This window comes from Pyxidicoccus sp. M6 (assembly GCF_055568925.1).
Genome location: NZ_CM145714.1, coordinates 6,299,486 through 6,311,130, shown reverse-complemented (window position 1 = coordinate 6,311,130; position 11,645 = coordinate 6,299,486). Strand labels below are relative to the sequence as shown.

The following is an 11,645-nucleotide window of genomic DNA, read 5'->3' as shown; positions in this document are numbered from 1 at the left end:
GAGAGGTCGGTTCAGGATTCAGAAGTGGAAGGCGTCACGACAGGCAGTGGCAGGGCCAGCCGCTCGTCGGGGACGAGGACGGCGGTCATGCCCGCGGGGAGTGACTCCCGCACGCGAACCATCACCGCCTGGTCTCGCAGGGCGTAGCGCCGGTGGTGGTATGCCCCCAGCTCGCCTCCGTCCTCGGCGCCGTCCCGCAGCCGCGCGCTGTTGTCCTCCGTGAGGACGCCGGCCCCCGGCTGGCCGAAGTCCGTGGCGCGAAAGCGGGGCACGTCTCCCGTGCACTCGAAGGCCTCGCCGCTCGTGACGTAGCCACTGATGACTTCCGGAGGCAGGCGGCAGTAGCGGAAGCAGTTGAGCCGGCCCGTGCCCTCGCCTTCGCGGACCTCGAACGGCCCCGTGAAGATGGAGTCACTCGCCCAGCAGCGCGCCGTCCGCAGCGTGAGGACGGTGGCGCTCAGCAGCGCCACCAACGCCTCGCTGCTCACGTCCCAGACGAGGCTGTCCTCCACTTCGACGACGGGCTCCTCCAGCGAGCCCGCTGTCACGACGAGCCCTGACAGGGCACTGCGGCGCACGGTGAGCGTGCCCGACGTGAGCCGCACCGCGCTTCGCACGAGACAGTCCTCGATGACGTGCGCCCGCGCGCCGGCCTCGAGGAGCACGTCGCCGCGCACCACGCAGTTGCGCAGCACGAGCCGGACGCCCTCCGTGACCTGGAGCGACTGTCCCTCGGGCAGAACGAGGTTCTCCACGAGCCAGTCCCCCGACACGGGACGCGCGGGCAGCACGCCTGGACGGCGTCGCGGACGCGAGCGCAGCGGGTCCTCCGGCGTGGGAGGCACCGAGGTGTCCCCCTGCTCCCAGCCCGCCGGGAAGAAACCCGCGCGCGCCAGCGTGAACACCATCACCCGCTTCGGGTGCACGTGGCCGCGCCGCGCGGAAGGCGCGCGCAGGTCCGGCAGCCGCAGCGACACGTCATCGAAGTGCCCCGGCGCCTCCGGGACGCCGTGCGGCTCCTGCTGGAGCGGCGGACGCGGCACCCCATCCGGCCGGGCCGGCACCGCCACCTTCCTCGAGACGCGCCGGAAGTCCACCATCACCGCCGGCAGCGCGGGGTGGCGCGACACCTGGCGCGGGTCGTTCGAGCCCGGCGGCGGCAACGCGCCCAGCAACTCCGGCCGCAACAGCGGCTGCCCCACACGAGGCGTGACGGCCACGCGCTTCCACCCCTCCTGCAGGTACACCGGCATCGCGGGCTCGCGCCGCGGGTCGTCCGTCTCCCACGCGTACTGCCCGAGCGCTCGGCCCACCTGCTCCAGCGCGCCCGCAGTGCCCTTGCGCTGGCGCAGCGCCACGGCCTGCGACAGCTCCTGTCGCTGCTCGGCCTCGCCCGGCGAGATGAGCCTCAGGTCCAGCAGCTCCGCGAGATACGGCAGCACCCAGCCCTGCGCGTCCGGGTGGTCCGCGAACGAGTCCGCGAGCCGCTGGCCGATGACGTCCTTCACGAGGTCCAGGACCTCGCCACAGGACTCCAGGTACGCGCGCAGGTCCCCGTTGTCCCGGCCGCGGTAGATCTCCGGCAACATCCCGAGGAGCTGCGCGCCGATGCCGCCTCCCGTCCCGTTTCCCGTGCTCACAGCGTGTACTCCTGGAAGCGCACCGTGAGGCCCTGCCCCTCCGGCGCCAGGTAGATGATGTGCGAGCCATCCGGCGCGTCCTTGCGCTGCAGGCCCGGCGTGCCGTCGATGACGCAGACCGAGCTCTCCACGCCCGTCACCGCCTCGACGACCTTGTAGACATCACTGAGGTACAGCGACTGACCGAGCTCGCGGCGGCGCAGCGAGAGGGCCTCCAGCAGCGCCGCCCTCACCGAGCGCACCACCGTCTCCGGGTCATGGGCCTTCGTGTCCACTTCCACCTCCACGTCGAGCGTCACCGGCGTGCTGGAGAAACGCGTGACGGCCACCTCCACGCCCGGCGCGGCATGGGCGTGGAGGAAGTCCGTGAGCGACTGCTTCAGCACGCCCAGCTCGCCACCCGAGGCGGGCACCACCACCACCTCCACCTGCGTGCGCCGCGAGCTGCTGGCCCGGCGCAGGACGGCGCGCGCCTGCCACACGCTGCTGTGGCCCATGGCCAGGCTGGCGAAGTCTTCCGTGGACACCGCGCGCTCCAGCGTCAGCACCAGCGCGGGCGCGTTGCGGCGCAGCGACTCCAGCTCCTCCACGTCATTGCCACCCACGGCCGCGAGCGGCTGCTCCACCGACTCGATGAGCGGGTGCGGACGCACCGGCTTGCGCAGGCTGCCGGCGGCCAGGTTGCCGCCGAGGCCCGCCCCCGCTCTCAGGGAGACGCGCACGTTGTTCGCGCCGGTGGGCAGGCGCCGTCCATTGCGCCCGTCACCGAACACCACCGCCAGCGCGCCCTCCTGCACCACGCGCACCGTGTAGTGCGGGTCCGTGGGGCCCGAGTCGCGCAGGTTCTCCACCTGCGTCCACGTGCGCCCCGCCACCCGCACGTCGAGGTCCGCGCGCACGCCCGAGGCACGCGTCGCGTCCGCGATGAAGGAGACGTCCCGCTCCCGCAGCAGGAAGCGCTGCCCCGTCCGCGTGGCGTCGCCGCTGCCCAGCACCTGCTCCGGCTTGCGCTCGCCATGTCCCGCGAGGACGACGTTGGCGTGGAGGACCAGGTTGGCCACCGTGGTGCCCTGAGGCAGCGCATCCATCAGCGTCACGCCTCCCGAGCTCGTGGCCCGCACCCGCGTGAGCAGCGGCGGCGCCTCCGTCCCCTCCTGGCGCACCACCACGAGGCGGCCGGACGTCAGCCCCTCGGGAACGGGCTCCAGCGGCACGCTCGAACCGCTCAACGGCGTCGTGTTGACGTCCCAGCCCTCCAGCTGCACCACCTCCTGGAACCGGCCGAACACGCGCGTGTCCGCCCGCGGGTAGTCGCTCCCTCCGCGGCCCCGCCACGTGCTCTCCGGCCACAAGTCGGCGTACTCCAGGGACGAAGCCATCGTGGCAGAGCCCAGCCGTCCCCAGGAGACCTGCGTTCCGCTCACCACCGCCACGAGGTCACCGGGGACGAGGCCCCGGGGCGTCTCCACCCGAAGCGGCATCGGCAGGCGCGACACCGGGTCCGCGGAGCTCAGGAAGGTGTCCACCGCCCAGCCTCCAGCCGAGGCCGGTGGCGGCACCAGGAACACGCGCGGGTTCGCCAGCCGGGCGGGCGGCTCCTCCGGCGCGCGCTGCTGGGTGAGCGTCAGCACCGTGTGGCCGCGGTTCGCCTCGTCCGGCGACTGCACCGGCACCTCCACGGCGGACACCACCTTCACCTCGGACTCGGACACCGTCCCGTCGAAGGCGCGCGGGTCTCCCAGCGTCTCTCCGTTGAGCCGTGCCCACGCGCCGGCGAGCTTGACGAGGTGCTCCACCTTCGGAGGCGTGCTGCCGGCCACGTCCTGCGTCTGCGGGGTTCCCGCCACCGCCACCACCACCGGCCGCGCCACCGTGGCCCGGTCCAGCGCCAACACCCCCACGGCGCGGTTCAACTCCAGCACCCGCCCCTGAACCGAGGAGACGCGCCGGTAGTAGCGCCGCTGTCCGTCCGACACGGTGATGACGTCCCCGGCGAGCAGCCCCGCGGGCTCCACCGCGAGCCGCAGCGTCGTGCCCACCGTCTGCGTGCCGAGCACGGAGCCCAGCGGTGCGAGGCGCTCCTTCGGCCTGAGATGGACGCGCGTGCGGCCCCGCGTGAAGCCAACGCCCTCGAGCCCGGGCGCCACCATCACCGTGGTGGTGCTCTCGCCCTGCACCACGCCCTCCACCACGTGGGCCATGAAGCTGCCGTCCGTCTCATTCTCCAGGACGAGCGGCTCCCCCACCTGGATGCCGGACACGCGCCCCTCCAGCACCAGGCTCGTCATCCCGGTCAGCAGCGCGCCCGGATTGACGCCATGCCCCGCGGGCAGCACGAGGTTGAGCTCCGGGGCCACGTCGATTTCGTCCAGCGTCTCGAAGACGACGGGCGTGCCTCCATCCGCGGGAGAGTGGCGCACGGCGAAGCCCTTCACCACGCGGCCCCGCGTGCCCGCCTTCGCTTGCAGCACCAGAGGCGTGTACGCCGAAGCGGGCGGCGCCGGGTGGTAGTCAATCATCTCCACCAGCCGCCGCAGGCTCTCCCACTGCGTCGCCGTGCCGAGGTAGCCCTCGTTGGCGTACGCATCCACGTGCTCGACGAGCACATGCCCCGCGCGAGCCAGCGCGCGAGCGATTTCCCAGCCCCAGTCGGGCACCGGGGCGCGCGGCGCCTCGTACTGCGCCAGCAACCGCTCCTCGCGCTCCGTCTCCGTCTCGGAGGCAGGCCCCGCCATGGCGGGCCAGCGCGGCAGCTCCAGCGGCCGGTTGAAGCGCTCGTCCAGGCGCGCGCGAATCTCCTCCAGCAACTTGGATGCATTGGCATCCACGTAGCGGATGCGTCGCAGTCCCGCCCGGTTCCACCGGGTGATGTCGTTCGTCTTGCTCACCCTCGCCTCCCTCCCCGCAGGTTCAGCGTGTACGCGCCGCGCTCCGGGTGTCTCGGGTCGTTGTCACAGGTGGCCAGCTCCGTGCCCTTGAGCACGATGCGGCCCGTCGCGAGCTGGTCCGGGAAGCGCGAGCCCGCGCGCTTGAACCGGTCGATGGCCACCGTCTCCACGCCTTCCAGCGCGGTGAGCGCCTGCACGAGGTCGCTGACGTTGATGTCCTCGCCGAAGCGCAGGCGGCCCGGCTCGAAGAAGCCGCCCTGGCCCCGGCCGAGCGCCTGCTCCACCGCGGCGCGCACCTCGGACTGGAAGTAGTCGCGCGCCACCTGCAGCGTCAGCTCGAGCTGGATGCCCACGGGGACCGCGTCCTGCAGTTGCACCTCCTGGCCCATCATCCGGTAGCGGTCCACGTAGTCGGCCAGCAGCATGCGCAGCGTGGTGTCCGGCCAGTACGGCGCCTCCAGCCCACGCTCGATGTGGAAGCGCTCCACGCGCTTGCGCACGTCCGCCGGGACGGTGGAGCGCGCGTCCGTGCCCTCGGGCGTGTCCAGGCTCCGGTCGTTCCAGCCGATGATGGCCACCCGGACCACCGGCCATGCGCCACCCCACTCGAGGAGCGACTGGGCATGGAGCACCAGCGGGTGCTCTTCCAGGAGCCGCCCGTAGTCCTCCACCGTCACCATGCGGCGCTGCACGTGCAGCTCGCGCGGGCCGGCGCGGCGCGCGGCCTCCATGAGGAAGGGGTTCGCCGCCCAGGCGCGCTCCAGCTCGGTGCGGGCGCCCGCCGCGTCCGTGGCGGGGTTGGTGCGAATCTCCCCCGCCGCGAAGGCCATGCGCTCCGCGTCGTAGCCGATGAGCTTCAGCAGGCGGCGCACCGACTCCGGCCGGCGCGCCGTCTCCAGGAAGGCCTCCGCCGCCACGCGGTCCGCCATGTCCGAGAGCTGGTCCAGCACCGCGGCCAGCACCTCCACCAGGACGACCTCCATGTCGGCCGGCGTCCAGCGCTGGCGCTCCGGGAAGCGCGCCGCCAGCTCCTCCATCATGAAGAGGCGGAAGCCGTCGAAGTCGCGCACCTGCCAGTCGAAGTCGTTGCCCACGTCCGGCAGCGGCCGGGGCAGCCCCCGCACCACGCGCCGCCCGCAGCCGGGCACGCCGGGCTCGAAGACGATTTCGGGAGTCGGCGTGTCAGCCACCGTAGCCTCCCATGGGGAAGGTCTGCTGCTGCGGCACGCCCAGCGTCGTCAGGCGGTAGCGCACGACGAGCTCCAGCTTCTCGCCGTCGCCCACCGCCTCCACCTCCAGGCTGCCCGGGTCCACCTCGCCGCGCAGCGCGTCCGCCAGCGCCGCCTGCAGGCGCCGCCGCGTCACGTCCCACAGCGCCGTGCCGTTGGGCTCGAACACCAGCATCTTCGCGCCGCCGCCGAAGTCCGGGCGGAACACCCGCTCGCCGGGCGTGGTGAAGATGACCTGCTCCATCTGCTCTCGCACGTGCTGGCTGCGCCGGCTGACGGCCGGGCCCTGTGCCTCCACGCGGAACGGGAAGGCCAGGCAGGGCGGGTCTCCAAGTCGTTGGCTCTGGTCGAATGGCTCGCTCATCCTTCGTCCCTCTCGCTCACTTCGTCATCACCGACATCGACAGCGTGCTCATCTCGCCCTGGGGAATCGGCGGCGACGTGGGGCCCCCCAGCGGCACGGACGTGTGGATGTGCGTGGCGAACAGCGCCAGGAAGCTCTGGCCCTTGATGACGGGCTCACCGCCCGCGCCGCCGAGCAGCACCTGCGTCCCTTCCACCACGACCTTCTGCCCCTTCACCGTCACCCCCGAGGACGCCGTCTCGATGGTGTTGCCGCTCGAGTCCTCCACCTTGATGCCGCTGGAGGACATGACGATGGAGTTGCCGTGGCTGTCCTCGATGCGCAGCTCCTCGCCCTCCGCGTCCATCACCACCGTGGCGCCCTTCGCATCCGTCAGCGCCACCGAGCCCTTCGGGTCGATGGCGAGCCGCGCCCCCTTGGCGTGCTCGAGCCGCACCTGCTCCTCGTCCTTCTTGTCGCTGAAGGACAACACGTGGCCGCTCGGCGTCTGGAAGAGGCGCGTGGTGGCGGGCGCCTTCGCGGCGTCCTCCGGCACGTCCGCCTTCTTCTGCCAGAACGTGCCCGTCCAGATGGGACGGCGGATGTCGCCCTCCTCGAACTCCACCCAGACCTGCGCGTCCACCTCGGGTACGGCGAACCAGCCATGGGCGGGACCGCCGCCGAAGGGCGCGCACGGCAGCGCCCATGGCGAGGCCTCGCTGCCCAGCACCGAGGGCACCCTCACCTTGATGCGGCCCAGGCCCTGCGGGTCCTCGTTGTCCGCCACGAAGCCGCGGTACTTGCCGTAGTACTTCTCCCGGACCTGCCGGATGAGCTGGGGAAGCACCTCGTCCATTACAGAATCCCCCTCAATGCGTTGAGCGCGCCGCCGCCGAGGTTGTCCCCGTACGCGTTGCGCAGCAGGCGGATGCCCTGGCGGTACCCGTCCTGCGCGAAGACGTGCGTCACGGCATCCACGTAGAAGACGCCGCCGAGCCACTCGCCCACCCCATCCACCGACACCGGCTGCCCCACCTTGAGGACGTGCCCGTAGGCGGTGCCGTCCACCTCGCCCTCCGCGCGCACGCGCAGGGAGAAGTCGTTCACCTTGCGCTGCGCGCGAGCGACGAGCTCCTCCTCGTCCACCGTGCCCTCGCGCGTCAGCAGCCAGGTGAAGTCCCGCCCTTCCCTGCCACCCTGAGCGGCCTGCGTGCCGAGCAGCGGCAGGTCCGGCGTCACCTCGCGGCGGCTGGAGCTGGAGCCCTCCTCGGGCGTCACGTCCACCGCCACCGCGTTGGGCAGGTGGCCGTCCGTCGTAATCGACAGCGAGCGGCAGTGCGTGTCGAGCCCCGCGTAGACGCGCAACGTGGGCTGCGGCTCGGCCGTGAGGCGCATGGGGCCGAAGTAGATTTCGCCGCCCTGCACCAGCAGCTCGTAGCCGTTGGCCTCCGCGCGGGCGCGCAGGAAGCGGATGTCCGTGGAGTCCTGCGGCACCACCAGCCCGCTCATGCCCGCGCCACTGGTGAGGTCGACCGTGAGCCCGTAGCGCCCCGCAATCTCCATCAGGATGATGCGGTCCGTGGTGGGCACGTCCGCGCCCCACACGCGGCGCACGTGCTCGCGGTCCATGGACAGCGACTCGTCCTGGCAGGCCACCGTGACGCGCGCGGCGCCCGAGTCCTCGGGGTAGTCCGCGCGCACCTGGCGGATGTACCCGCGGAAGACCTCCTCGCCGCGCTGCGGTCCGAAGAGCGCCTCGATGACGATGGGCTCCCAGGGCACCAGCACCTGCGCGTCCTGCACCGTCCAGCGCCCGTTCTCGTCACGGCGCGTCTCGAAGACGAGCGTGGCCGCGCCCGCGCGCTCGCGTCCCAGCTCCACGCGCACCTCGGCGAGGTACGGATAGAGCTCGGAGATGGAGCGGCCTCGGACCTGGATGTCGCACTCGGCGGGCGCGCGGAACGGAGCGCTGATGAGCTCAGCCAGCATGGCGCTACTCCGTCGCTCTCGGGATGACGATGACCTGGCCCACGTAGGCCTCGAGCGTCATGTCTCCGCCGTAGAGGAAGCCGGGGTTGGCATCCACGATGCGCCACCACAGCCTCGAGTCGTTGTAGTAGTGGCGCGCCAGCAGGTCCAACCGCTCTCCCGAGCGCACCACGTGCTCCAGCACGCCGGTGGCCGGACCGATGGCGCGAGGACGCACGCCGCGGAACACCTCGCCCAGCTCCGGGTCCTCGTCGAAGGCCTTCGCCTTCGCGTAGCGCGAGTCACGCAGGAACATCACAGCACCCCCTTGAGCACGTCCGTGGCCAACCGGCCGCTGTTGACCGCGGCGCCCACCAGTTGCCGCGCCTTCTCCCGCAGGTAGAACGGGTTCTTCCCCTCGATGACCTGCAGCGTGAGTGACGCCCGGGCCCGGTACGGGACGAGCGACGGCAGGAAGTCCGACTCCTCCACGTTCACCGACATGAGGAACACCGGCAGCACCTGTCCGCCCCAGACGAAGAGCAGCACGGAGGCGAACTGCTCGCGCTGGAAGGCCCGCTCCGAGCCCAGCCCGAGGCTGGCCAGCAGCTGCAGTCCTCCGGGCCCCTGCGACTTGGGCTCCACCAGCGTGCGCAGCGTGTCCAGCTCCGGCTGGATGCCGAGCGATGCCGCCACCGGGTCGCCCTCGTGCATGCGGTCCGTGGCGTCGAGGAGGATTTCCAGCGTGAGCGTCTCGGGCTGCACGGCCACGCCCTGCGCCACGCGCGGCGTCTCCGTGGGCAGCACGAAGTCGTAGCCCCCGCGCAGTCCCGGCGTGCCTCCCGCGCGCAGCCGGAGGGTGCGCGTACGGGAGAGGCTCTTCGGGTTGAAGTCGAACACCAGCATCAGCGGCGGAACGGACAGGCCGTATTCCACCAGCGCGCCTCGCGTCACCCTCACCATCCGCGGCCTCCTTCCTGAACGATGAACCCGGCATCCACGGTGCCCCTGACGTGCGTGAGGAGCGCGGTGGCGATGCGCGAGGCAATCTCTCCGTCGGACAGCTCCGGGCTCAGCTCCAGCGCCACGTCCGCGCGAGGCAGCCGGTGCTCTCCCTCGATGTGCATCGGCGCGCGCGAGAGCGCGCTCGCCACCCGACGGGCGATGGCATCCGCTCGGCCCTCGAGGCCGGCGGGCAGCTCCAGATGAAGCGAGTCGATGGTCAACACGTGACGACCTCCCGAGGCAGGTGGCGGCGCAGCGGCCCCAGCTCCGCGGGGGAGACGTCGCGCCCGTCCTTGCCCAGCTCTCGCCACACCGCGAGGGCAATCTCCCGCAGCGAGATGGGCGTGCCCGCGCCGGCGGACAGGTAGGCCGCGTGCAGCGCGGCGTTGCGGATGCTGCCGCCGGACAGGTTCACCGCCGCGCCGAGCATCTCCAGGTCCACGTCGGGCGCCAGCGGCGCACGCGGCGGAAGCAGACCCTTCCACAGCTTCGCCTGGGCCCGCGCGTCTGGCCGGGGGAACTCCACCACCACCTGGAAGCGCCGCGCGAAGGCCGCGTCCAGGTTGCCCCGCAGGTTGGTGGTGAGGATGCACGGGCCGTCGTGCTGCTCGAAGCGCGCGAGCAGGTGGCTCACCTCCAGGTTGGCGTACCTGTCGCGCGCCTCGCGGACTTCTCCTCGTCGGCCGAAGAGGCTGTCCGCCTCGTCGAAGAGCAGGACGACGTCGCGGCCGTGCGCGGCGTCGAAGAGCTTGTTGAGGTTCTTCTCCGTCTCGCCGATGTACTTGCTGACGAGCGCACCGAGGTCGACCCGATGCAGCTCCCAACCCAGCTCCGTGGCGAGCACGGACGCGGCGAACGTCTTGCCCGTACCCGACGGGCCGGCGAACAGCGCCATCGGCCCGCCCACCGCGCGGCCTCCCCACTGCTCCACCACCGTCTGCCGCTGACGGACCCACAGCAGGAACTCGCGCATCACCGCCAGCTTCGGCTCGGGCAGCACCAGCTCCTCCCAGCGCGCCGTCCCCTGCACGCGCAGGGCGCCGGGCAGCGAGAGCGGAGACTCCGGCGCCCCGAGCAGCCGCGAGGTGATGCCCCGGCCCGGACGGAGGGGCGCGTAGGGCCCGGACTCCTCGCGCTCCAGCAGGCCCCGCTTGCGTAGCGGCGCGTCCTCGGACAGCACCGTGGACAGCCGTGCGCCCTCGGCGGGCTGCAGCGCGAGCAGCTCCTGGATGAGCGCCGCGGACGGATACACGGGCTGCGTCGCGCCGGGCTGGAGCTGCTGGAAGAGCCAGCCCACGCGAGGCTCCACCTCCGGCGCCACCGCGCACGCCAGCACGTCGTACTCGATGGGCGTGAGCGCGCCCGTGCGCAGCCGTTGCCACGTGGAGCCGTCCTCGCGGCCCCGCCGCACGTGGACCTGGGCGTCGCGGAGCTGACCGAGCACCGCGTCCTCCAGCTTCGCGCCCTGGCGCAGCCGCGCGAGGCACTGGCCGAGAATCTCCACGCGCTCCACCTCCACCCGCAGGGAGTCCGCGCTCATGCGCCACCTCCGTGCAGCGTGACGAGCACGGGATTGCCGCGCACCTCGAGCTCCACCCCGCTCGGCCCGTCTGCCGCGCGGCGGTAGCGGTGCACGGCGTAGAGCACCGCCTGGCCCGCGCGATCCTTGAACGGCAGCGGCACGGTGGCGCGAGACGTCGCGGGCGGATGCTCCGGGTCCACCTCGGACACCGCCACCGTCGCGTCCACCGCCGTGTCCACCGTGCGCCAGCCGGTGGTCCGCTCCCAGACGTCCCAGCGGAAGTGCACGGACGCACCCGGCAGACCGGCCACCACCGCCTCCGGCACGAAGTCCGCGAGCTCCGGACTTCCGACCTCGAACACGAGGCTCTGCGTGCACGTGCCGCCGCGCACGAAGCCCAACTGTGGCGCCCAGTCCTCCTGGAGCGTGTCCACGCGCAGCGGTGGCAGCGGCGGCGTCCAGCCCGGCACGGGCACCACCGGGCCCTTCTTCGTGCCCTGCTGCACCCGCGCGCCCACGGAGACGACGCGCGGCCCCTCGACGGTGCGCGTGCGCGGCACCACGGGCACGAGCGACAGCTCGTACGCGACGGACGGACGGTAGGCCACGTCCTTCTGCGTGGACCAGAGGCGGTTGATGTCGTCCAGGCTGAGCGGCTGGAAGACCAGGGTGATGCGGACGACCTCGCCGGACGCGTCCACCGCGTCCATGACGGGCTTCTCGTGGAAGAGGCGGATGACCTCGCCCAGGAGGCGAAGGTCGTTCTCGCCCGCGCCCACCGTGTCCTCGGCGGCGGCGAAGGCCGTCACCAGGCAGTGCACGCGCAGGAACCACGGCTGGCCGGGGAGCACGTCCGCGCCCATGGGGGGCGGCTCGAAGCGATGGAAGAACAGGTTGACCCGGTGGTCCGTATCGCTCGCGCCAGGCGCGGCGGCGGCCGGAGTGCCGATGGGCACGCGGACCGTCTGTCCGAGCGCGCGGAAGCTCTCGCGGACGAAGTCCGCGAGCGAGCGGCAGGCGACGGAGACCGAGGATTCAGGCAGAGCCATC

At 72.3% G+C, this 11,645-nt stretch carries 11 protein-coding genes; all 11 read right to left on the bottom strand.

The features are described 5' to 3' along the window. Positions 1-11 precede the first annotated feature (11 nt). Genes ACVTJA_RS25145 through ACVTJA_RS25095 form a run of 11 tightly spaced genes read right to left on the bottom strand, consistent with a single transcriptional unit; the run spans position 12 to position 11,644 of the window. Positions 12-1,640 carry a phage tail protein gene (locus ACVTJA_RS25145; RefSeq protein WP_465839798.1) on the bottom strand — a complete coding sequence of 543 codons (1,629 nt, stop codon included), beginning with the start codon at positions 1,638-1,640 and terminating at the stop codon, positions 12-14. Further along, a complete protein-coding gene (locus tag ACVTJA_RS25140; protein ID WP_465839797.1) occupies positions 1,637-4,528 on the bottom strand; it encodes a baseplate J/gp47 family protein in 2,892 nt (963 codons plus the stop codon). Before ACVTJA_RS25140 ends, ACVTJA_RS25145 begins: the two co-directional genes overlap by 4 nt. Then, positions 4,525-5,718: a baseplate J/gp47 family protein gene (locus tag ACVTJA_RS25135; RefSeq protein ID WP_465839795.1), complete on the bottom strand. Its 1,194-nt coding sequence runs from the start codon at positions 5,716-5,718 to the stop codon at positions 4,525-4,527. The genes ACVTJA_RS25140 and ACVTJA_RS25135 overlap by 4 nt, the downstream gene beginning before the upstream one ends. Next, complete coding sequence (locus tag ACVTJA_RS25130; protein WP_465839794.1) at positions 5,711-6,121, bottom strand: GPW/gp25 family protein; 411 nt, start codon at positions 6,119-6,121, stop codon at positions 5,711-5,713. Before ACVTJA_RS25130 ends, ACVTJA_RS25135 begins: the two co-directional genes overlap by 8 nt. Positions 6,122-6,137: 16 nt before the next feature. After that, on the bottom strand, positions 6,138-6,956 hold the full coding sequence (locus ACVTJA_RS25125; protein WP_465839792.1) for a phage baseplate assembly protein V: 819 nt from the start codon (positions 6,954-6,956) through the stop codon (positions 6,138-6,140). Continuing rightward, positions 6,956-8,089: a phage late control D family protein gene (locus ACVTJA_RS25120; RefSeq protein WP_465839790.1), complete on the bottom strand. Its 1,134-nt coding sequence runs from the start codon at positions 8,087-8,089 to the stop codon at positions 6,956-6,958. Before ACVTJA_RS25120 ends, ACVTJA_RS25125 begins: the two co-directional genes overlap by 1 nt. A 4-nt stretch (positions 8,090-8,093) precedes the next feature. Next, positions 8,094-8,384, bottom strand: coding sequence for a LysM peptidoglycan-binding domain-containing protein (locus tag ACVTJA_RS25115; RefSeq protein WP_465839788.1), 291 nt, complete (start codon positions 8,382-8,384; stop codon positions 8,094-8,096). Continuing rightward, positions 8,384-9,031 carry a hypothetical protein gene (locus ACVTJA_RS25110; RefSeq protein WP_465839786.1) on the bottom strand — a complete coding sequence of 216 codons (648 nt, stop codon included), beginning with the start codon at positions 9,029-9,031 and terminating at the stop codon, positions 8,384-8,386. The genes ACVTJA_RS25115 and ACVTJA_RS25110 overlap by 1 nt, the downstream gene beginning before the upstream one ends. Next, positions 9,025-9,297, bottom strand: coding sequence for a hypothetical protein (locus ACVTJA_RS25105; RefSeq protein WP_465839784.1), 273 nt, complete (start codon positions 9,295-9,297; stop codon positions 9,025-9,027). The genes ACVTJA_RS25110 and ACVTJA_RS25105 overlap by 7 nt, the downstream gene beginning before the upstream one ends. Next, a complete protein-coding gene (locus ACVTJA_RS25100) occupies positions 9,291-10,613 on the bottom strand; it encodes an ATP-binding protein (RefSeq protein ID WP_465839783.1) in 1,323 nt (440 codons plus the stop codon). The genes ACVTJA_RS25105 and ACVTJA_RS25100 overlap by 7 nt, the downstream gene beginning before the upstream one ends. Further along, positions 10,610-11,644, bottom strand: a complete 1,035-nt coding sequence (locus ACVTJA_RS25095) for a Pvc16 family protein (protein ID WP_465839781.1) — start codon at positions 11,642-11,644, stop codon at positions 10,610-10,612. Before ACVTJA_RS25095 ends, ACVTJA_RS25100 begins: the two co-directional genes overlap by 4 nt. Position 11,645: the final 1 nt, after the last annotated feature.